Annotated in this window: 15 protein-coding genes; 12 read left to right on the top strand and 3 right to left on the bottom strand. The window is 56.9% G+C overall.

The genetic code is table 11. The features are described 5' to 3' along the window. Window positions 1-170: 170 nt before the first annotated feature. From murB to ACMWJS_RS16755, 3 genes are read left to right on the top strand one after another with little or no spacing between them, the layout of a single operon-like run. A complete protein-coding gene (gene murB, locus ACMWJS_RS16765) occupies window positions 171-1,199 on the top strand; it encodes a UDP-N-acetylmuramate dehydrogenase (protein WP_045909075.1) in 1,029 nt (342 codons plus the stop codon). Continuing rightward, window positions 1,196-2,158: a bifunctional biotin--[acetyl-CoA-carboxylase] ligase/biotin operon repressor BirA gene (birA, locus tag ACMWJS_RS16760; protein WP_063622776.1), complete on the top strand. Its 963-nt coding sequence runs from the start codon at window positions 1,196-1,198 to the stop codon at window positions 2,156-2,158. Before murB ends, birA begins: the two co-directional genes overlap by 4 nt. A 16-nt stretch (window positions 2,159-2,174) precedes the next feature. Beyond that, on the top strand, window positions 2,175-3,167 hold the full coding sequence (locus ACMWJS_RS16755; protein ID WP_414747334.1) for a glycosyl hydrolase family 8: 993 nt from the start codon (window positions 2,175-2,177) through the stop codon (window positions 3,165-3,167). A 60-nt stretch (window positions 3,168-3,227) separates the two neighbouring features. On the opposite strand, the gene bcsG is transcribed toward ACMWJS_RS16755, so the two are convergent. Genes bcsG through bcsE form a run of 3 tightly spaced genes read right to left on the bottom strand, consistent with a single transcriptional unit; the run spans window position 3,228 to window position 6,653 of the window. Next, window positions 3,228-4,907: a cellulose biosynthesis protein BcsG gene (bcsG, locus tag ACMWJS_RS16750; protein ID WP_048226281.1), complete on the bottom strand. Its 1,680-nt coding sequence runs from the start codon at window positions 4,905-4,907 to the stop codon at window positions 3,228-3,230. Then, window positions 4,900-5,094, bottom strand: coding sequence for a cellulose biosynthesis protein BcsF (gene bcsF / locus ACMWJS_RS16745; protein WP_045909071.1), 195 nt, complete (start codon window positions 5,092-5,094; stop codon window positions 4,900-4,902). Before bcsF ends, bcsG begins: the two co-directional genes overlap by 8 nt. Continuing rightward, window positions 5,091-6,653 carry a cellulose biosynthesis c-di-GMP-binding protein BcsE gene (gene bcsE, locus ACMWJS_RS16740; RefSeq protein ID WP_045909070.1) on the bottom strand — a complete coding sequence of 521 codons (1,563 nt, stop codon included), beginning with the start codon at window positions 6,651-6,653 and terminating at the stop codon, window positions 5,091-5,093. Before bcsE ends, bcsF begins: the two co-directional genes overlap by 4 nt. Window positions 6,654-6,828: 175 nt before the next feature. Between bcsE and bcsR the strand changes: the two genes are divergently transcribed. From bcsR to ACMWJS_RS16695, 9 genes are all read left to right on the top strand, one after another. Next, window positions 6,829-7,017, top strand: a complete 189-nt coding sequence (bcsR, locus tag ACMWJS_RS16735; RefSeq protein ID WP_008503237.1) for a cellulose biosynthesis protein BcsR — start codon at window positions 6,829-6,831, stop codon at window positions 7,015-7,017. A gap of 11 nt (window positions 7,018-7,028) precedes the next feature. Next, window positions 7,029-7,781 (top strand): cellulose biosynthesis protein BcsQ, encoded by a 753-nt coding sequence (bcsQ, locus tag ACMWJS_RS16730; RefSeq protein ID WP_045909069.1) that lies wholly within the window; start codon window positions 7,029-7,031, stop codon window positions 7,779-7,781. Then, window positions 7,778-10,393 (top strand): UDP-forming cellulose synthase catalytic subunit, encoded by a 2,616-nt coding sequence (gene bcsA / locus ACMWJS_RS16725; protein WP_045909068.1) that lies wholly within the window; start codon window positions 7,778-7,780, stop codon window positions 10,391-10,393. The genes bcsQ and bcsA overlap by 4 nt, the downstream gene beginning before the upstream one ends. A gap of 10 nt (window positions 10,394-10,403) precedes the next feature. Next, window positions 10,404-12,824, top strand: a complete 2,421-nt coding sequence (gene bcsB / locus ACMWJS_RS16720; RefSeq protein WP_045909067.1) for a cellulose biosynthesis cyclic di-GMP-binding regulatory protein BcsB — start codon at window positions 10,404-10,406, stop codon at window positions 12,822-12,824. 6 nt (window positions 12,825-12,830) lie between these two features. Beyond that, a complete protein-coding gene (bcsZ, locus tag ACMWJS_RS16715) occupies window positions 12,831-13,937 on the top strand; it encodes a cellulose synthase complex periplasmic endoglucanase BcsZ (RefSeq protein ID WP_414747333.1) in 1,107 nt (368 codons plus the stop codon). Next, complete coding sequence (gene bcsC, locus ACMWJS_RS16710; RefSeq protein ID WP_414747328.1) at window positions 13,919-17,401, top strand: cellulose synthase complex outer membrane protein BcsC; 3,483 nt, start codon at window positions 13,919-13,921, stop codon at window positions 17,399-17,401. The genes bcsZ and bcsC overlap by 19 nt, the downstream gene beginning before the upstream one ends. 119 nt (window positions 17,402-17,520) lie before the next feature. Beyond that, on the top strand, window positions 17,521-19,527 hold the full coding sequence (hmsP, locus tag ACMWJS_RS16705; RefSeq protein WP_048027807.1) for a biofilm formation regulator HmsP: 2,007 nt from the start codon (window positions 17,521-17,523) through the stop codon (window positions 19,525-19,527). A gap of 159 nt (window positions 19,528-19,686) precedes the next feature. Next, window positions 19,687-20,973, top strand: a complete 1,287-nt coding sequence (locus tag ACMWJS_RS16700) for a dicarboxylate/amino acid:cation symporter (RefSeq protein ID WP_045909063.1) — start codon at window positions 19,687-19,689, stop codon at window positions 20,971-20,973. Between the two features lie 227 nt (window positions 20,974-21,200). Then, window positions 21,201-22,694 carry a M16 family metallopeptidase gene (locus ACMWJS_RS16695; RefSeq protein ID WP_048027805.1) on the top strand — a complete coding sequence of 498 codons (1,494 nt, stop codon included), beginning with the start codon at window positions 21,201-21,203 and terminating at the stop codon, window positions 22,692-22,694. Window positions 22,695-22,727 lie beyond the last annotated feature (33 nt).

The raw sequence follows: 22,727 nt of genomic DNA, 5'->3' as shown, positions 1-22,727 counted from the left end.
ATGGTAGTGTGGGGTCTCCCCATGTGAGAGTAGGGAACTGCCAGGCATCAATTAAGTGAAGAGGCCATCCGAAAGGATGGCCTTTTTGCGTTTATACGCTGCACAAACTGATCCCCCATCACCCTGCTTATACGGTAAACTACCTGCGTTTTTGCATCAGGATAGCGTCTATGAACCACTCCCTTAAGCCCTGGAATACCTTTGGCATTCAACGCAATGCTAATCAAATTGTACGTGCCGATACTGCACAGCAGCTGCTGGATGCATGGCAAAGCGCAACAGAAAAAAACGAACCCGTACTGATTCTGGGCGAAGGAAGTAATGTCCTGTTTCTCGACGATTTTGCGGGAACGGTGATCGTTAACCGCATCATGGGAATTGATGTGGAAGAGCGTGCCGACAGCTGGCACGTGCACGTGGGGGCTGGTGAAAACTGGCACCACCTGGTGCAGTTTACCCTCGAAAAAGGGATGGCGGGTCTGGAAAACCTTGCGCTTATTCCAGGCTGCGCCGGATCGTCACCCATTCAGAACATCGGCGCCTACGGCATCGAGCTGAAACATGTCTGTGAATATGTCGACTGCATCGAGCTGGCGACCGGAACGGCGACGCGTTTAACCGCAGAACAGTGCCGTTTTGGCTATCGTGACAGTATCTTCAAACATGAATATCAGGATCGCTACGTGATTGTCGCCGTGGGTTTGCGTCTGTCGAAGAACTGGCAGCCCGTATTGACCTACGGGGATTTAACGCGTCTCGATCCGGCTACCGTTACCGCACGCGACGTTTTTGACTCGGTTTGCCATATGCGGATGACCAAGCTTCCCGATCCCAAAGTTAATGGAAATGCAGGAAGCTTCTTCAAAAACCCGGTGATCAGCGGCGAAAATGCCCGACGCTTTCTGGAGGAGTGGCCAACCGCGCCACATTACCCTCAGGCGGATGGCAGCGTGAAGCTGGCGGCTGGCTGGCTTATCGATCAATGCCAGCTAAAAGGCACTTCAGTTGGCGGGGCAGCTGTTCACCGACAGCAGGCTCTGGTACTGATTAACCAACACGATGCAACCAGCGACGATGTGGTACAGCTGGCTCACTACGTTCGCCAGCGTGTCGGCGAAAAATTTAACGTCTGGCTGGAGCCAGAAGTCCGCTTCATTGGTCGCACAGGTGAAGTCAACGCTGTGGAGACTATCGCATGAAGGACAATACGGTCCCGTTAACCCTGATTGGTATCCTGGCGGATGGTGAATTTCATTCCGGCGAGCAGCTGGGTGAGCAGCTGGGCATGAGCCGCGCCGCCATTAACAAGCATATCCAGACGCTCCGTGATTGGGGTGTTGATGTATTTACGGTTCCCGGAAAAGGCTACAGCCTGCCGGAGCCGATTCAGTTGCTGAATGAAGACGCGATCCGCAGCCAGATTGGACACGGCAACGTGGCGGTGCTGCCGGTGATTGACTCGACGAACCAGTATCTGCTAGATCGTCTGCCTGAGCTCAAATCCGGCGATGCCTGTGTAGCTGAATATCAACAGGCCGGTCGCGGCCGTCGTGGCCGCAAGTGGTTTTCACCCTTTGGCGCCAATCTCTATCTGTCCATGTACTGGCGACTCGATCAGGGCCCGGCCGCTGCCATTGGCCTGAGTCTGGTCATCGGTATCGTCATGGCAGAGGTGCTGCACGATCTGGGTGCGGATCAAGTGCGTGTTAAATGGCCTAACGATCTGTACCTCAACGATCGTAAACTTGCCGGGATTCTGGTCGAACTGACGGGCAAAACGGGCGATGCGGCGCAAATCGTCATTGGCGCGGGCCTCAATATGGTGATGCGCAATGTCCAGAATGACGTGGTTAATCAGGCTTGGACTAACCTCCAGGAGGCGGGGATCGTCATCGATCGTAACACCCTTGCCGTACGTATGATTAAAGAGCTGCGCAGCTCGCTCACGCTTTTTGAGCAGGAAGGGCTGGCACCGTTCCTGTCGCGTTGGGAAAAGCTGGATAACTTTATCAACCGCCCGGTGAAATTGCTGATTGGTGATAAAGAGATCTACGGCACGTCCCGCGGTATTGATGCTCAGGGCGCGCTGCTCCTGGAGCAGGATGGCGTGATCAAACCCTGGGTGGGCGGTGAGATTTCCCTGCGGAGTGCCGAATAACCGGATGGAGTGAATGATGCGAAAACCCGTCTGCGCGACGCTGGCCGTCATGATGAGCTTGTTGTTCTCACCCCTCTCTCAGGCGGGACAGGCCTGGGAGAGTTACAAAGCACGCTTTTTCAAACCGGAAGGCCGCATTGTCGATACCGGCAATGGCGGCGTGTCGCATACGGAAGGTCAGGGCTTTGCCATGCTGATGGCAGTCGCCAACGACGATAAGGCCACGTTCGATAAGCTCTGGCAATGGACAAACCGTGAGCTGAAGAACAAAGAGAACGGTCTGTTTTACTGGCGCTATAACCCCGCAGAGTCCAACCCGGTTGCGGACAAAAACAACGCCGCCGATGGCGATGTGCTGATTGCCTGGGCGCTGCTTAAAGCCGATGCCCGCTGGCATGACAAACGCTACAGCGCCGCATCGGATGCCATTACAAAAGCGCTGGTTGCTCATAGCGTCATCCGCTATGCGGGTTACCGCGTGATGCTGCCCGGCGTCCAGGGATTTAAGCTTGACGGTGAAGTGGTCCTTAATCCTTCCTATTTTGTGTTTCCGGCCTGGCAGGCCTTCGCCGGACGCAGTCATTTGCCAGTCTGGCGCGATTTGATTAAGGACGAGAAGCGCCTGTTGGGGAAAATGGGCTCGGGTAAAGCGAATCTGCCCGCTGACTGGGTCTCGCTGACATCAGATGGCAAGCTGGAACCGGCCAAAGGTTGGCCGCCGCGGATGAGCTATGACGCGATTCGTATTCCGCTGTATCTTGCCTGGTCTGATAAGCAAAGCCCGCTCCTGACGCCGTGGAAAGCGTGGTTTGGGCAATTCCCCCGGGAGCAAACGCCCGCCTGGGTTAACGTCACCACTAACGAATATGCGCCTTACATGATGGAAGGCGGCCTGTTGGCTGTACGCGATTTAACGATGGGGCAGCCTGCCGGAGAACCCGAAATCACCTCTAAAGACGACTACTATTCGGCAAGTCTGAAAATGCTGGTGTGGATTTCAGCGCAATAATAACGCACTGGCTATCCCCTCTCCCCGATGGGGAGAGGGTTAGGGTGAGGGGGAAATCAGTTACTGCGGATACGGTACCCAATCCCCGCCGTTCAGGCGAACGTACGGTTTGTTCTGATACTGAATCACCACCGCGTTGGCGTTCTCGGAGACTTCTGCCGTTTGCGGCAGTTTGCTGGTGAGCTGATCCCAGTTCACGCTATCTTCCACAAACAGCTTCCCGTCAACGGCACGGGCAACCAGTTCTGAGATTGCCAGATAGCTGGTCGGCTGGGTGATTTCAATCGGTGCGCCCTGATGGGGTGCCTTCATCCCAAAGAACTTAATGCCAGCAGGCACGTTGGTAATCGACGGGCTTGGAATATCACGCAGACCTGACACCTGCATTCTGTCGCCTTTCAGCGCGCCACCGTGCTCAGGTACCACGACCACCATTACTTTACGGCCTGATTTTTCCAGCTCCGTAAAGAACGCGTCCAGCTCGTCGAAGAATTTCTGCGCACGCACTTTATAATCCGCCGTTTTGCTCACGCCCGGGAAGTGGTTACCGTCGTGGAGCGGCAGGGTGTTAAAGAACGTCGCGCTGCGTGGATTACTGTCTTTTTCGATGGTCTGCAGCCAGCGTTGCAGGACGGCGGAATCGTCATAGACGGGTGAGCCGTCGAAGCCCAGCAGAGAGACAGGAAGACCGGTTTGATCCATCAGCGGTGCCTGCATACCCCCCTGTTCGCGCACCTCTTTCAGGAAGTTGCCGAACTGGCCGTTATGCCCCAGCATCAGATGCTGCGTAAAGCCCAGTTTGGCGAGGTTATCGAACAGATAACACTGGTTGCCGGCGGGTTGATACAGATTCTTATGCGATGCCTGACCGCAGCTAGCACGCAGCAGGCGGATGGCCGCCGGGCCGCTGTACGAGGTGGCAGAGTTGAAATCTTTAAACTGAATGTCGAAATGAGACCACAGCGGATGAGACATCAAACCTGCAGCGTCCACGTCTGCCCAGGAGAGCGAGCAGATATTGATCACCAGCAGTTCAAACGGCTGAGCATCCGCCGGCAGCGCATCCGGGAATTTCGTCTGTCGCTTGTCTTCCGCGGTATAGAAACTGGAGAGCCAGGCGTTCAGGTTTGTGGAGGTCGGCGGTGCGGTCTGGGTTGGGATATCGCCCACCACAGGCGTATCGCCTGCCGTGGTGACGGTGGCCGCCGCGCTTCCCCCGGTGGTGGTCACCGTGGTGGTCGGTTGACCGGCAGGCCACAACGAAAAGTTTGGCCCAGCCAGCGTCAGCACGTTAAGCCAGATCATAATCGCGACGACAAACACCGTGACGCGGATCCACTGTGACAGGAACAGCCAGGCAACCAGCAGCACAAATACCGCGCCTATCATCTGCCAGTTAATAAACCGCTCGGTCAGATCGAGGATATAGCTGGCGCTAAAGCCCGCCACCTGTGAGCCCTGGCTCATAATGCTGTCCGGCCCCGGTAACCAGGTATCATGCCAGAACAGCGCAAAGCCGAGAGGGATGGCTATCCAGTGACGTAAGCGATGCAGCCTGATATTCGGCAGGGGCATCAGCAGGAAGGCCATAAATACCAGGTTAAGAAGGGGATGGAAATTCAGATAGCCTGCCCACAGCAGACCAAACTTCACCAGAAAGTAGAAGTTCCAGCCGGAAAGGCCGCGCCAGTATTGCCAGAGCGGCGAGGGTGACGAAGCGGTATAGGTAGAATTAGTCATGTTTTCGGTCTGCCTTGACGTGTGATGCCCGTGTCAGTGTTCCGGCTGGTTTTACATAGCGAGGTTTTATAAACAGCACTCTGGCCGTATCACGGATACGACGTATGGAATGGCGTGCATAGTAGCCAAGCGGGAAAAAGATCAGCGCACAGACTATAACCAGTTGAATGATATCGCTGATATTCATGATGGTGCGTTCTCCGCGTTGTCCGTTAATAAGCGAAGGGGCTCCGGAACCCGGCGCCAGACATGTCCATCATGTCTGGCATTGAGGATCGGTTTCGCATCGCTCTTAATAGCGAGCGGTTTAGCCCATTGTTCAGGCTGGAGCGCACGCATCTGCACCAGCTCTGCGCTGATCGTATTATCTTCGAACCAAATCATACGGTTCGAGAAAATATCCCCGGTAGGCAGGGGGAAGATGTGGTTAAGCGCCGTATCGAGGTCGTTTACCCGGCAGAAGGACAAAAACAGCACCAGGCGATTGTCGCCAATGGTCATGATGTCACCCGTACGATTGGGGCGACACAAGGTGAGAGCCTGTTCAACGCGGATACCGGGTACAGGACGCAGGGCAACCATAACCCCTTTTCCGTCAGCAGGAAGAAGCGTATTGCTCATCATGTTGCCGACGGCGTCGCAGAAGGTATCCCATTTTTGGTATCCACGCAGCTTCATCGGCTGCGTCATGGAGAGCAGCGTAGAAATGTCTTCCGGTACATGGCGGCTAAACTGCTGGCCCTGAACGCTTTCGATCAGCGTCAGGCAGCGTGACAGCGGCGCGTTCCAGGGAATGACCATATTTGCACCACAGCCCAGAAGCAGACGCTCATCGGTGGCGCGCAGGCTGGTATTGTTTTCGCGCACGATGATTTTTAGCGCGCTTCCGCGCTGGCGGCGCAAGGTGTGGATCTGCCTTGCCAGCGTCTCAATCTGGTTATTCTGCATCAATGAGAAGATAAGGGTTGCCGCCTGGGTTGTGCGGGCTTCGTGGAAAAGGTCTTCGTTAGATTCAAACAGCGACCAGTTTTCCGACAGGGCGGGCGCCCCTTCTAAAACCGCGATATGGCTCAGGATGCGTTTTTCATCACTGCGCGGCTGCACCACGGTTTCTTCCTGCTGCGCCAGGTGCCACTTACCCTCGATGTGTTTCAGCGTAAGTTGTTGCCTGGCGCTCACGCCTTTTTCATTACACCAGAAGGCAATATCGTAGAGATAGCTGCCCACCTGGTCACGAACGCTTGCCAGACCGAACAGGGAACGATATTCACCCATTAAAAGTGAGAACAGCTTGTCATTATTACTGCCGGGATTGACTATCAATAGCGTGCAATTTTGAAATTTTGCCCATTTATTGATTTTTTCCAGCCACGGCAGCAGTTTTTCAGCAGGGATATTTTGCAGGACGTTATTTGCACATTTAAGGATCACCAAATAGTGATCCGGATCAATAGTGCACTGAACGTCGCGGGACAAAAAGTATAGACTATCGGCATCCGATGTCATGGAAAATAATCGCACCGTCTGAGGCCCGCGATCGTTTTCCAGCGTGATAATTTTCTTCGGATCTTCGCCCATGCTAATGACGGCCACGCGGGAATCCTTATCCTGGGCAGCAATTGTCTGGTTTACCAGACTGATAGCATCTTCATTCCGGTCCGTATTAATCCACCAGACTCCTCCGACTGGCATGTGGCTCAATTCGTCCCATAATGACTGGATGCCAATAGAAAATATGGAGTCCACGGTGTCCCTCTTTTCGTCTAATTTATCTGTATCTCAGTTTACTAGCGAAAGCGTAGAAATAAACCTAACATTGAAATTAAAGAACATCAGATTTAGCATGTAAATGAAATTTGTCAGGGCAGGAAGCCCCGCAACTTCTTTAGCGTGCGATTTTCCTTAAAGGGATGGAAAAAGAATGGATAATAATGAACCCGGTACCCCAGTCGACTCGACCCTGGGTTACACATTCCAAAACGATTTTCTGGCGCTGACGCAGGCCTTTTCTTTACCTGAAATAGATTACACCGATATTTCCCAGCGGGAACAGTTGGCCGCGGCTATTAAACGCTGGCCGTTATTAGCTGAATTCGCCCATCAACAATAAGGGAGCCATTGATGGCCATACTCGGATTACAGGGTGTCCGTGGGGGTGTGGGTACCACATCTGTTACCGCGGCACTGGCGTGGTCATTACAGCTTTTAGGTGAATCGGTGCTGGTTATTGACGCCTGCGCCGATAATTTACTGCGTATGTCGTTTAACGTCGACTTTACTCGCGAAGAGGGCTGGGCCCGCGCGCTGCTTGACGATAAAGACTGGCAGGATGCAGGTTTGCGCTATACCTCCCTTCTTGACCTGCTGCCGTTTGGTCAACTGACCACCACGGAACGCGAAAATGAAGCCGCATACCAGCGCCTGTTTTCGCAATTTACGCTGGCGCTGCAGAGCCTGAAGGAAAAGGGGCACTACAAGTGGATCCTGCTGGATCTGCCGCACGGTGCCGGCACGCTGACCCGACAGCTTATCGCGCAGTGCGATCATGTCCTCTCGATCGTTAACGTCGATGCGAACTGCCATATCCGCCTGCATCAGCAGGGGCTACCTCAAAATGGTCATATCCTGATTAACGATTTGCGCATAGGCAGCCAGATCCAGGACGATCTGTATCAGGTCTGGCTGCAGAGCCAGCGCCGCCTGCTTCCCATTGTCATCCATCGTGATGAGGGCATGGCGGAATGCCTTGCGTCGAAGCAACCGCTCGGCGAATACCGCAGCGATTCACTGGCGGCAGAAGAGATCCTGACGCTGGCTAACTGGTGTCTGCTGAACTTCGCCAACCGGGCGGAGCATGCAGGGAGTGATGTATGAGTCGTCTCGCCAGCTGGTTACTCATCCCACCGGTCAGTTCGCGTTTGAGCGAGCATTACCGGCATTTTCGCCGTCACGGCGCGTCGGCATTCAGCGCCGCGCTCGGCTGTTTCTGGATGATTCTGGCCTGGATGTTTATTCCACTCGAACACCCGCGCTGGCAGCGCATACGTGCCCGGCACAGTGAACTGTATCCGCACATTAATCCTGACCGGCCGCGTCCACTGGATCCGGCGCGTTATCTCATTCAGGCCATCTGGCTGGTGGCGACCTCATCCCGCGCGGAGATAAAAACGCCGCACTGGCGGAGCTTCTCCCGCGTGCAACAGTTACGTGAACGCTACCATCAGTGGCTGGACAGGCTGCCCAACAGCGTCAGCGATAAGACCAGCCATCTGGATAACCATAAAGAGCTCGGGCATCTCCACCCGGGCTTGCGGCGTTTTATCCTCGGTGTGATCGTCGTGTTCTCGCTCATTCTGGCGCTGGTCTGTATTACGCAGCCTTTCAACCCTCTGGCGCAGTTCACCTTCCTGATCCTGCTGTGGGGCGTGGCGCTACTGGTGCGCCGAATTCCGGGTCGCTTCTCGGCGCTGATGCTGATCGTGTTGTCGCTGACTGTCTCCTGCCGCTACATCTGGTGGCGTTATACCTCGACGCTGAACTGGGACGACCCGGTGAGTCTGGTGTGCGGCCTGGTGCTGCTGTTTGCTGAAACCTATGCCTGGATTGTGCTGGTGCTGGGCTATTTCCAGGTGATTTGGCCGCTCAACCGCCAGCCGGTTCCGCTGCCAAAGGACACGACCCAGTGGCCAACCGTCGATCTTTTCGTGCCGACCTACAACGAAGACCTGAGCGTGGTGAAGAACACCATCTATGCCGCGCTGGGCATCGACTGGCCGAAAGATAAGCTCAAGGTCTGGATTCTGGATGACGGCAACCGTCCGGCGTTCCGCCAGTTCGCGGAGGAGGTCGGCGTCGAATACATCGCCCGTCCGACGCATGAACACGCTAAGGCGGGGAACATCAACAACGCGTTGAAGTATGCCACCGGGGAGTTTGTTTCGATCTTTGACTGCGACCACGTGCCGACGCGCTCGTTCCTGCAGATGACCATGGGCTGGTTCCTGAAGGAAAAAGAGCTGGCGATGATGCAGACGCCGCACCACTTCTTCTCGCCGGACCCGTTTGAACGTAACCTTGGCCGTTTCCGTAAGACCCCGAACGAAGGCACGCTGTTCTATGGCCTGGTTCAGGACGGAAACGACATGTGGGACGCCACCTTCTTCTGCGGCTCATGCGCGGTTATCCGCCGTAAACCGCTGGATGAAATCGGTGGTATCGCCGTCGAGACGGTCACCGAAGATGCGCACACCTCGCTGCGCCTGCACCGTCGTGGCTATACCTCAGCCTATATGCGCATTCCGCAGGCTGCTGGCCTCGCAACGGAGTCACTGTCTGCGCACATTGGCCAGCGTATTCGCTGGGCGCGCGGCATGGTGCAGATTTTCCGTCTCGATAACCCCCTGATTGGGAAAGGGCTCAAGCTGGCACAGCGTCTCTGCTACGTCAACGCCATGTTCCACTTCTTGTCCGGCATTCCGCGGCTGATCTTCCTGACCGCGCCGCTGGCGTTCCTGCTCCTTCACGCTTATATCATCTACGCTCCCGCGCTGATGATTGCGCTGTTTGTTCTGCCGCACATGATCCACGCGAGCCTGACGAACTCGAAGATACAGGGTAAATACCGCCACTCCTTCTGGAGTGAAATCTACGAAACGGTGCTGGCCTGGTACATCGCGCCGCCGACGATGGTGGCGCTGATTAACCCGCACAAAGGTAAATTCAACGTCACCGCGAAGGGCGGGCTGGTGGAGGAGGAGTACGTCGACTGGGTGATCTCCCGGCCGTATATCTTCCTGGTGCTGCTGAATATCGTGGGCGTCATTGCGGGTATCTGGCGCTACTTCTACGGTCCGGAAAACGAAATCCTGACCGTCTTCGTCAGTATGGCCTGGGTCTTCTACAACCTGATTATCCTCGGCGGCGCGGTGGCGGTGTCGGTGGAGAGTAAACAGGTTCGTCGCGCGCATCGCGTGGAAATCTGCATGCCAGCGGCGATTGCCCGTGAAGATGGCCATCTCTTCTCCTGTACCGTGCACGACTTCTCTGACGGCGGTCTGGGGATCAAAATCAACGGCCAGGCGAAGGTGCTGGAAGGGCAGAAAGTTAACCTGCTGCTTAAGCGCGGTCAGCAGGAGTATGTCTTCCCCACGCAGGTCGTTCGCGTGGTGGGCAATGAAGTCGGCCTGCAGCTGATGCCGTTGACCAAAAAGCAACATATCGATTTTGTACAGTGTACGTTTGCCCGCGCGGATACGTGGGCTCTCTGGCAGGACAGCTTCCCGGAAGATAAACCTCTGGAAAGCCTGCTGGATATTCTGAAGCTGGGGTTCCGTGGCTATCGTCACCTTGCAGAATTTGCCCCGTCGTCGGTGAAATTAATTTTCCGGTCACTTACTTCGCTGGTTTCCTGGGTCGTGTCGTTCATTCCTCGTCGTCCTGAGCGGGATGAGGCGAAGCAGGCGGACCCGGTTATGGCTCAACAATGATGATAACGCGATGAAAACAAAACTTTCCTGGTTATGTGCAGTGGCAATGGGGATGAATGCGCTCCCCGCAACAATGGCTAACGCGGCCCCGGGTAACGCAGCGGCAACGCCTGCGCCAACCGTACCTGTCGTCGCGCAAGCAACCGATCCGGTTGTCACCGCGGCACCCGGTCAAACGGAAAACATCCTGCCGAACCAGCCAACGGAGGGGAATACCCAGCCGGCAGACGGCCAGGTCATCGGGCAGGTCATGCCGGGCGTCCGCGGGGCGAATGCCCCCGTCGTTGCGGACAATGCGCCGTCGCGTGACGTGAAGCTGACCTTCGCGCAAATTGCGCCGCCTCCGGGCAGCATGGTGCTGCGCGGCATCAACCCTAACGGCGGCATTGAATTTGGCATGCGCAGCGATGAGGTTGTCTCTAATGCGGTGCTGAACCTTGAATACACGCCGTCACCGTCGCTGCTGCCGACCCAGTCTCAGCTGAAGGTCTATCTGAATGACGAGCTGATGGACGTTCTGCCGGTCACCAAAGAGCAGCTCGGCAAGAAAACGCAGGCTCAGGTGCCGATCAACCCGCTGTTCATCACCGACTTTAACCGTATTCGCCTGGAATTTGTCGGTCACTACCGCGATGTCTGCGAAAACCCGGCCAGCAACACGCTGTGGATGGACGTCGGGCGTAATTCCTCGCTGCAGATGACCTACCAGTCGCTGGCGCTGAAAAACGATCTCTCAGCCTTCCCGGTTCCGTTCTTCGATCCGCGTGATAACCGTCCGCTCACGCTGCCGATGGTATTTGCCTCGTCCCCGGATGTGACCGAGCAGCTGGCGGCCACCATTGTGGCGTCCTGGTTTGGTTCACGCGCGGGCTGGCGCGGCCAGAGCTTCCCGGCGATGTATGACAAGCTGCCGGACAGAAATGCTATTGTGTTTGCCACCAACGCGAAACGCCCGGCTTTCCTGCGCGATCATCCGGACGTCAACGCGCCGACCGTTGAGATGATAAGCCACCCGGAAAACCCGTACGTGAAGCTGCTGGTGGTCTTTGGTCGTGATGATAAAGATCTGGTGCAGGCAGCAAAAGCCATTGCCCAGGGCAACGTCCTGTTCCGTGGCAACAGCGTGGTGATAGATGAGGTCAAGCCGCTGCTGGCGCGTAAACCTTACGATGCGCCAAACTGGGTGCGTACCGACCGTGCGGTCACCTTTGGCGAGCTGAAGACCTATGAAGAACAGCTGCAGGCGACGGGGCTTGAGCCCGCGCCGATTAGCCTGTCGCTGAATCTGCCGCCGGATCTGTACCTGCTGCGCACCAACGGCATTGATATCAATCTGAACTACCGCTATACCGCGCCAGCCACCAAAGACAGCTCGCGCATGGATATCAGCCTCAACAACCAGTTCCTGCAATCCTTCAGCCTGCAAAGCACGCAGGATACGAACCGCCTGATGCTTCGCCTGCCGGTGCTGCAGGGGCTGCTGGACGGTAAAACGGATGTTTCCATCCCGGCACTGAAGCTGGGCGCGATAAACCAGCTGCGCTTTGATTTCCAGTACATGAATCCAATGCCTGGCGGCTCGGCGGAAAACTGCATCACCTTCCAGCCGGTGCAGAACCACGTGGTGATTGGCGATGAGTCGACCATCGACTTCTCGAAGTACTATCACTTCCTGGCGATGCCGGACCTGCGCGCGTTTGCTAACGCGGGTTTCCCGTTCAGCCGCATGGCCGATCTCTCTGAGTCCATTGTGGTGATGCCGAAAGCGCCAAACGAAAGTCAGGTCACGACCCTGCTGGACGCCATGGCGACCGTTGGCGGACAAACAGGATTGCCGGCAATTAACGTCACGTTGACGGACGATGGCAGCCAGATTCAGAACAAAGACGCTGACATCATGGTGATCGGTACCATTCCGGATAAGCTGAAGGATGACAAACGTATCGATCTGCTGGTGAAAGCGGCCCAGTCCTGGGTTAACACGCCGCTGCGCCAGACCGAATTCCCGAGCATTATGCCGGATGTGAACGACCGTCAGGCCAGCGCGCAGACGACGATAACGTCTCAGGGGGCAATGGCTGCGGTGGTGGGCTTCCAGTCACCTTACAACGAACAGCGAAGCGTGGTGGCTCTCCTTGCGGACAGCCCGCGCGGGTATGAACTGCTCAATACGGCCATGAACGACAGCGGTAAACGTGCCGCGATGTTTGGTTCCGTGTCGGTGATCCGTGAGTCCGGCGTCAATAGCCTGCGCGTGGGCGATGTGTACTACGTAGGCCATCTGCCGTGGTTTGAACGCCTGTGGTATGCGCTGGCTAACCATCCGGTTCTGCTCGCTATCCTGGCTGCGGTTAGCGTGGTCCTGCTGGCATGGGTGCTGTGGCGTCTGCTGCGAATCATCAGCCGTCGTCGTCTGAACCCGGATGAGTAAGATGTGATGAAAGCCTTTCGCTGGTGTGTATTAGCAGCGGTGATGCTGGCGGCGCTTCCTCTTCGCGCCGCCTGTACCTGGCCTGCCTGGGAGCAGTTTAAAAAGGACTACATCAGTGAGGGCGGGCGTGTCATTGACCCCAGTGACACGCGCAAAATTACGACCTCGGAAGGGCAAAGCTACGCCCTGTTCTTTGCCCTGGCGGCGAACGATCGCCAGGCCTTTGACCAGCTGCTGACGTGGACGCGCGATAATCTTGCCAGCGGCGATCTCAACGACCATCTGCCTGCCTGGCTATGGGGGCAGAAAGATAAAGAGACGTGGGCGGTGATTGATACCAACTCCGCCTCTGACGCCGATGTCTGGATCGCCTGGTCACTGCTCGAAGCGGGTCGGCTGTGGAAGCATCCGGACTATACCCGCATGGGTAAAGCGCTGCTGAAACGCATTGTCAGCGAGGAGGTGGTGAAAGTCCCGGGGCTTGGCGCAATGCTGCTTCCCGGCAAAGTCGGCTTTGCCGATGAACACGCCTGGCGCTTTAACCCCAGCTATCTTCCACCGCAGCTAGCGGCTTATTTCACGCGCTTTGGCTCCCCGTGGCCCCAGCTTCGTGAAACCAATCTGCGCCTGCTGCTGGAGAGTGCGCCGAAAGGCTTTTCGCCGGACTGGGTGCAGTATCAGAAAAACAGAGGCTGGCGGTTACAGCAGGAGAAAGCGCTGGTGGGCGGCTACGACGCCATCCGCGTGTATCTCTGGGTGGGCATGATGAGTGATAACGATCCTCAGAAAGCCCGGTTGCTGACGCGCTTCCAGCCGATGGCGGCAAAGACCATGAAACGGGGTGTGCCGCCGGAGAAAGTGGATGTGGCGACGGGGAAACGCACCGGCGACGGCCCGGTCGGGTTCTCTGCCGCTATGCTGCCGTTTTTACAACAACGTGATGCCCAGGCGATTCAGCGCCAGCGCGTTGCGGACCATTTTCCCGATAACAATGCCTATTACAGCTACGTGCTGACTCTTTTTGGGCAAGGATGGGATCAGCATCGTTTTCGCTTCACCGCAAAAGGTGAATTAATACCGGATTGGGGCCAGGAATGCGCAAGTTCACAGTAAATCTACTCAGTTTATCGCTTGGCCTGGCGCTTATGCCGTGGGCCCAGGCCGTTAACTCTCCGCAGCAAAAACAGCTGCTGGAGCAGGTGAGGCTGGGCGAATCGACACAGCGTGAGGATTTGGTTCGTCAGTCGCTCTATCGCCTTGAGCTGATTGACCCGAACAACCCTGACGTGATTGCCGCACGCTTTCGCTACCTGCTGCGTCAGGGCGATAACGCCGGCGCGCAAAAAGAGCTGGATCGTCTGAAAGGGATTGCGCCGGGTTCGAGTGCGTACCAGTCATCACGCAACACGATGCTGCTTTCTACTCCGGATGGCCGCCAGCAGCTCCAGCAGGCGCGACTGCTCGCCACTACGGGGCACACGCAGGAGGCGATTGCCGCCTATGACAAGCTGTTTGACGGCAACCCGCCGAGTGGCGACGTGGCGACGGAATACTGGAACGTCGTGGCAAAAGATCCTGCTCGCCGCGGCGCGGCCATTAACCAGCTCAAGAAAATAAACAGCAGCAGTCCCGGAAATACGCAGCTGCAAGCGACGCTGTCCCAGCTTCTGTTCCAGAGCGGACGTCGTGATGAAGCCTTTGCGGTATTGCAGGAGATGGCCAAATCCACCAATGGCCGCAGCCAGGCGTCTGATATGTGGTATGACCAAATCAAAGACCAGCCTGCCAGCAGCGCCAGCGTCAGCGCGCTGCAAAAATACCTGAGCGTATTCAGCGACGGGGATAGCGTCGCAGCGGCGCGTGCCCAGCTTGAAGCGCAGCAAAAACAGCTCGCCGATCCGGCGTTCCGCGCGAAAGCCGAAGGGCTGGCAGCGGTGGATGCCGGGCAGGGAAGTAAGGCGGTGGCGGAGCTGCAAAAAGCCGTCAGCGCCAACCATGCTGACAGCGAAGCGGTGGGCGCCCTTGGACAGGCGTATTCCCAGAAGGGCGACCGCGCCCGCGCGGTGGCACAGTTTGAAAAGGCGATTGCCCTCGATCCCCAGAGCGATAACCGGGGTAAATGGGACAGTCTTCTGAAGGTTAACCGCTACTGGCTGCTGATCCAGCAGGGCGATGCGGCGCTGAAGGCGAATAACCCGGCGCAGGCAGAGCGTTACTATCAGCAGGCACGCAATATCGACAATACCGACAGCTATGCCGTGCTGGGGCTCGGCGACGCCGCCGCGGCGCGTAAAGATAACGACGCGGCGGAGCGTTACTATCGCCAGGCGCTGCGGATGGACAGCGGCAACAGCAATGCGGTTCGCGGCCTGGCCAATATTTACCGCGCGCAGTCGCCGGAGAAGGCTTCGCAGTTTATCCAGTCTCTCTCCGCCAGCCAGCGCCGTAGCATAGACGACATTGAACGTAGCCTGACCAACGAACAGCTCTCCGCCCAGGCCGAACAGCTTGAGAACCAGGGGAAATACGCGCAGGCAGCAGACATTCAGCGTCGTCGTCTGGCGCTCTCTCCCGGCGACGTGTGGATAACCTATCGTCTTTCGCGCGATCTCTACAGCGCGGGTCAGCGCAGCCAGGCGGACACCCTGATGCGTCAGCTTGCCCACCAGAAACCGTCCGACCCGGATCAGGTTTATGCTAACGGGCTCTACCTTTCCGGAAACAATCAGGACCGGGCCGCGCTGGCGCATCTGGAGACGCTGCCGCGCAGCCAGTGGAACGGCAATATTCAGGAGCTTGCCGACCGCCTGCAAAGCAACCAGGTGCTGGAAACCGCCAACCGCCTGCGCGACAGCGGCAAAGAGCAGGACGCAGAGAATCTTCTTCGCCAGCAGCCGACCTCCACCCGTATCGACCTCACGCTGGCGGACTGGGCACAGCAGCGTGGCGATCTTGACTCGGCGAAAACGACGTACTACGCCGTCCTGCAGCGTGAGCCGCAGAATGAAGACGCGCTCCTCGGTCTGACCGAGATTTACAGCGCGCAGGGTAACAAAGATGCCGCGCGCGCGGAGCTGGCGAAGCTGCCCGCCGCGCAAAACGGCCAGCCGCTGTCGCTCAATATGCAGCGCCGCATCGCGATGGCGCAGGCGGGTCTGGGCGATGCCGCTGCCGCAGAGCAGACCTTCAATAAAATTATTCCGCAGGCTAAATCGCAGCCTGGCTCCATGGAAAACGCGCTGGTGCTGCGTGATGCCGCACGTTTCCAGGCGCAGAACGGCCAGCCTCAGCAGGCGCTGGAAACCTACAAAGATGCGATGGTATCGACGGGTATCACCACGACGCGTCCGGCTGACAACGACAGTTTCACTCGTCTGACGCGTAACGATGAAAAAGACGACTGGCTGAAGCGCGGCGTGCGCAGTGATGCCGGTGAGTTGTACCGTCAGCAGGATGTTAACGTCACGCTGCAGCACGATTACTGGGGCTCCAGCGGTACGGGCGGTTATTCCGATCTGAAAGCGCATACCACCATGCTGCAGGTGGATGCGCCGCTCTCTGATGGGCGCATGTTCTTCAGAAGCGATCTGGTCAATATGGATGCCGGGTCATTCGATACCAGGAACGGGACTTACGATCCTAAATGGGGAACCTGCTACGAAACACCGTGTAGCGGGAACACCCATCAGTCAGACAATGGCGCGAGCGTTGCCGTCGGCTGGCAGAATAAAACCTGGGCGATGGATATTGGCACCACGCCAATGGGCTTTGACGTCGTCGACGTGGTGGGCGGTATCAGCTACAGCAGCGATCTGGGGCCCATCGGTTATACCGTTAACGCCCATCGTCGGCCAATCTCCAGCTCTCTGCTGGCCTTCGGCGGGCAAAAAGATACCAATACCGGCACCACCTGGGGCGGCGTACGCGCCACCGGTGGCGGCGTAAGTATGAGCTATGACAAAGGGGAAGCGAACGGCGTCTGGTCAAGCCTGAACGCGGAAACGCTGACGGGTAAAAATGTGGAGGATAACTGGCGCGTCCGCTGGATGACGGGTTACTACTACAAGCTCATTAATAAAAACAACGAGCGCCTGACGGTCGGCGTCTCCAACATGCTCTGGCACTACGACAAAGACCTGAGCGGTTATACCCTGGGCCAGGGCGGCTATTACAGCCCGCAGGAGTATGTCTCCTTCGCCTTGCCGGTGACATGGCGTAAGCGCACGGAAAACTGGTCCTGGGAGCTGGGGGGCTCGGTCTCCTGGTCCCACTCCAAAACCAAAGACGAGCTGCGCTACCCGATTCAGAATCTGATCCCGACCGATGAGCCAGACCGCTATACCGACCGGGGCGCGATGGAAACCGGCAGCAGTTCTTCCGGTACGGGTTATACCGCACGGGCCATAATCGAGCGGCGGGTCACGTCCAACTGGTTTGTGGGCATGGGCGTGGATATCCAGCAAGCGAAAGACTATACCCCAAGCCACGCGCTGATTTATGTGCGCTACTCTGCTGCAGGCTGGCAGGGCGATATGGACTTACCGCCGCAGCCGCTTATCCCTTACGCGGACTGGTAATCGGATTTTCCTTAATCCATTTGTAAGTCTCTCTTAATAGCGCGGCAATCGGGTATACTCAGGCGCGCCAGGTTTACACCCTGGCGCGCCCTGCGCGTCGAGTTTTGTGGAGAGTCATTTTGCGTGTCAGCCGTTCCTTAACAATCAAACAGATGGCGATGGTCTCTGCCGTCACCATGCTGTTTGTCCTGCTCTTCTGCGTCATTTTGCTGTTTCATTCCGTACAGCAGAATCGCTATAACACGGCTTCGCAATTAGAAAGTATCGCCCGCTCGGTACGCGGCCCGCTGTCAGCCTCTATCCTGAAAGGGGATATCCCCGAGGCGGAAACCATATTGAAACGCATTCAGCCGGCTGGTGTTGTGAGCCGGGCGGACGTCGTGCTCCCCAACCAGTTTCAGGCGCTGCGGATGAGCTTTATCCCGGAACGTCCCGTCCCGATGATGGTGATGCGCCTGTTTGAACTGCCGGTGCAAATTTCGCTTCCCGTCTATTCGCTTGAACGCCCTGCGAATCCGCAGCCGCTGGCCTACCTGGTGTTACAGGCAGACTCCTACCGCATGTATAAATTCGTCATGAGTTGGGTGGTTACGTTAGTGACCACTTGCTTACTTATGACGCTTATTCTCAGCGTGGCGCTCACCTGGTGCATCAACCGGCTGATTGTCCATCCCCTGCGCCGTATCGCCCGCGAGCTGAACACGCTCGCCCCGCAGGATCAGATGGGACACCAGCTTGAGCTGCCGCGTCTGCATCATGACGATGAGATCGGCATGCTGGTGCGCAGCTATAACCTCAACCAGCAGCGCATCCAGCGTCAGCAGGATGAACTGAACAGTAGCGCCACCCGTTTTCCGGTATCGGAGCTCCCCAATAAAGCCTTCCTGATGGCGATGCTGGAGCAAACCGTTGAGCGCCAGCAAACCACCGCGCTGATGGTCATTGCCTGCGAAACCCTGCAGGACACGGCTGGCGTGCTTCAGGAGAGCCAGCGCGAAATGCTGCTGCTCACCCTGGTGGAAAAGATCAAATCTGTCCTCGCCCCGCGCATGGTGCTGACTCAGGTCAGCGGTTACGACCTGGTGGTGATTGCCAACGGCGTAAAAGAACCCTGGCATGCGATTACGTTAGGTCAGCAAGTACTCACTGTCATTAATGAGCGGCTGCCGATTCAGGGTATCCAGCTTCGCCCGAGCGCCAGTATCGGGATTGCCATGTTCTATGGCGATCTGACCGCGGAACAGCTTTATCGCCGCGCCTTCTCGGCGGCCTTTACCGCTCGGCGCAAAGGCAAAAACCAGATCCAGTTCTTCGACCCGGCGCAGATGGAAAAGGCGCAGCAGCGCCTGACGGAAGAGAGCGACATCCTGACCGCGCTGGATAACCGCCAGTTTGCCCTCTGGCTGCAGCCACAGGTGGACCTGCAGACGGGAGAGGTGAAAAGCGCCGAGGCCCTGCTGCGTCTGCAGCAGCCGGATGGCTCATGGGAGCTGCCGGAAGGGCTGATTGAGCGCATCGAGTCCTGTGGCCTGATGGTTACCGTCGGCTACTGGGTGCTGGAGGAGTGCTGCCGTCAGCTTGCCGCCTGGCAGGAGCGTGGCGTGACGCTGCCGCTGTCGGTCAACCTGTCTGCCCTGCAGCTTATGCACCCGACCATGGTTTCAGAGATGCTGGAGCTGATCCATCGTTACCGCATCAAACCTGATACGTTAACCCTGGAAGTGACGGAGAGCCGACGCATCGACGATCCCAATGAGGCGGTCGCGATTCTCAAGCCGCTGCGTAATGCCGGTATTCGCATTGCCCTGGACGATTTTGGCATGGGGTACGCCGGGCTGCGTCAGCTTCAGCACATGAAGACCCTTCCGGTAGATGTGCTCAAAATTGACAAAGCGTTTGTCGACGGACTGCCGGGCGACAGCAGCATGGTGCAGGCGATTATCCAGATGGCGCGCAGCCTCAACCTGCACCTTATTGCCGAGGGGATTGAAACCGACGCGCAACGCGCCTGGCTGGCAGAGGCGGGCGTGGAGAGCGGGCAAGGCTTCCTGTTTGCCCCTGCAGTCCCTTCGGATGTCTTTGAAGAACGATACCTTTCTGGCGCCGATCACCACGCAAAAGCGTAATTTTGTTGCTGGCTTGTGCGAGCCAGCTCAAAGTTCTTAACATTTGTGTTTCAAATTTGAACTGAGTTTATTTCTGTCCTGTTATGTGGGTGTTATTTTAAAGCCGCAGGTTAACCATAACCTTACAAAGCCTGTGGTTTTTCTTCCCAAGGACACCTTATGAAAACCTCACTCTTCAAAAGTCTTTATTTCCAGGTCCTGACAGCCATCGCCATCGGTATTCTGCTGGGTCACTATTACCCTGAACTGGGCGCGCAAATGAAACCGCTTGGCGACGCGTTCGTTAAGCTCATTAAAATGGTCATCGCGCCGGTGATCTTCTGTACGGTCGTCACGGGCATCGCTGGCATGGAAAGCATGAAGGCGGTCGGTCGTACCGGTGCAGTGGCGCTTCTCTATTTTGAAGTGGTCAGTACCCTTGCGCTGATTATCGGTCTGATCATCGTCAACGTGGTGCAGCCAGGCGCGGGGATGAACGTCGATCCGGCGACGCTGGATGCCAAAGCGGTTGCGGTCTATGCCGAGCAGGCGAAGGATCAGGGCGTGGTCGCCTTCCTGCTGGACGTCATTCCTGGCAGCGTCATAGGCGCGTTCGCCAGCGGAAACATCCTCCAGGTGCTGCTGTTCGCCGTGATGTTTGGCTTTGCCCTGCACCGTCTGGGCAGCAAAGGTCAGCTTATCTTTAACGTGATCGAAAGCTTCTCGCAGGTCATCTTCGGCATCATCAATATGATCATGCGCCTGGCGCCCATCGGTGCCTTCGGTGCGATGGCCTTCACCATCGGTAAGTATGGCGTTGGTACGCTGGTCCAGTTGGGTCAGCTGATTATCTGCTTCTATATCACCTGTATTCTTTTCGTGGTGGTGGTGCTGGGCTCCATCGCCCGTGCGACCGGTTTCAGCATCTTCAAATTTATCCGTTACATCCGCGAAGAGCTGCTGATTGTTCTGGGAACCTCCTCGTCAGAATCGGCGCTGCCGCGCATGCTCGATAAGATGGAGAAACTCGGGTGTCGCAAATCGGTGGTCGGGCTGGTGATCCCGACGGGCTACTCCTTCAACCTGGATGGCACCTCGATATACCTGACGATGGCGGCGGTGTTTATCGCGCAGGCGACCAACAGCCATATGGATATTTTCCATCAGATTACCCTGCTGGTGGTGCTCCTGCTCTCCTCTAAAGGCGCGGCAGGCGTGACGGGCAGCGGCTTTATCGTGCTGGCCGCCACCATTTCTGCTGTGGGTCATCTGCCGGTGGCGGGTCTGGCGTTGATTCTGGGGATTGACCGCTTCATGTCTGAGGCCCGTGCGCTAACCAACCTGGTGGGTAACGGCGTGGCAACGGTGGTGGTGGCGAAATGGGTGAAAGAGCTGGATCACAAAAAGCTCGACGATACTCTGAATAATCGTTCAACTGACAGCAAAAATCCTGGCTTATCCTCTTAATCTTGTCACAAATGCCCGTATTCCCTTGTGGGGATGCGGGCTCCTGCGCATAATAACTGTTCATACCTGTCATAATTCGACAAGATTTTTTTTGGGTATATTTCACTTCGGACCGTGACGTTTTGCCGAACGCGCGGTCTAATCGACGTGTTTTCATCGTCATCTTTAAGAGTGAAGCGCGTCGCGAGGCACTCTTTTTTAACCAGGAATGTTGATCAGGGGTTCACATGCAGGGCACAAAAATTCGACTCTTAACCGGCGGTTTGCTGATGATGGCAGCAGCCAGTTATGTGCAGGCAGATGCGCTCCAGCCAGACCCGGCCTGGCAACAAGGGACATTAGCGAACGGTTTTCAGTGGCAGGTGTTAGCCACGCCGCAACGTCCCAGTGACCGTATTGAAATCCGTCTGTCTGTTAATACCGGTTCCCTCACGGAAAGCACCCAGCAAACCGGTTTCAGCCACTTTATTCCCCGGCTGGCGCTCACTCAGAGCGGCAGCCTGCAAGCGGTTCAGGTGCGTTCGCTCTGGCAACAGGCCATCGATCCAAAACGCCCACTCCCGCCGGCGGTGGTCTCGTATGACTACACCATGTTTAACCTGAGCCTGCCTAATAACCGCAACGATCTGCTTAAAGAAGCCCTGACGTATCTCTCCGATGCCTCTGGCAATCTGGCGATTACGCCGGATACCGTCAACTATGCGTTGAGCAACAGCGACATGGTGGCGACCTGGCCTGGAGATACCAAAGAGGGCTGGTGGCGTTACCGCCTGAAAGGCTCGACGTTACTGGGACATGACCCGGCCGAACCGCTGAAACAGCCGGTGGATGCTGAGCAGGTGAAAACGTTCTATCAGAAATGGTACACCCCGGACGCGATGACGCTGATCGTGGTGGGTAACGTGGACAGCCGCGCGGTGGTAGAGCAGATCAACAAAGCGTTTGGCGATCTGAAAGGCAAGCGTGAATCGCCTGCCCCTGTTCCAACACTCTCCCCGCTGCGCGCAGAGCCTGTCAGCATTATGACGGACACCGTGCGTCAGGACCGACTCTCCGTGATGTGGGATAACGCCTGGCAGCCCATCCGTGAGTCCGCAGCGCTGTTGCGCTACTGGCGTGCCGACCTGGCACGTGAAGCGCTGTTCTGGCACGTTCAGCAGACGCTCAGTAAGAACAACGTGAAGAATATCGGCCTTGGCTTTGACTGCCGCGTGCTGTTCCAGCGTGCGCAATGCGCCATTAACGTTGAATCGCCGGGCGATAAGCTGAATGCCAATCTGGGCGTCGTGGCGAAAGAGCTGGCAAAAGTGCGGAAAGAGGGGCTCTCTGAAGAGGAGTTCAACGCGCTTGTGGCGCAGAAAAAACTCGAGCTGCAGAAGCTGTTCGCGACCTACGCGCGCGCCGATACCGACATTCTGATCAGCCAGCGTATTCGCTCCCTGCAGAACCAGGTGGTGGACATTGCGCCGGAACAGTACCAGAAGCTTCGTCAGGACTTCCTGAGCGGTCTGACCGTCGATATGCTTAACCAGGAGCTCCGTCAGCAACTGTCGCAGGAGATGGCGTTGATTCTCCTGCAACCGAAGGGCGAGCCGGAGTATGACATGAAGGAACTTCAGACGACCTGGGATTCCATCATGGCTACCGCGCCGCAGCCGACGCAGTCCGCGACGGCTGATGATTTACATCAGGACGCGACGGATATCCCGCAAGGGCAGTAATGGGGAAACATTCCCTCTCCCTGTGGGAGAGGG

The sequence above is a fragment of the Enterobacter sp. HK-058-C-ECC genome, from assembly GCF_047531125.1.
GTDB lineage: Bacteria > Pseudomonadota > Gammaproteobacteria > Enterobacterales > Enterobacteriaceae > Enterobacter > Enterobacter quasiroggenkampii.
The sequence above is the reverse complement of the archived record's forward strand: the minus strand, read 5'-3'. Positions and strand labels throughout refer to the sequence as shown.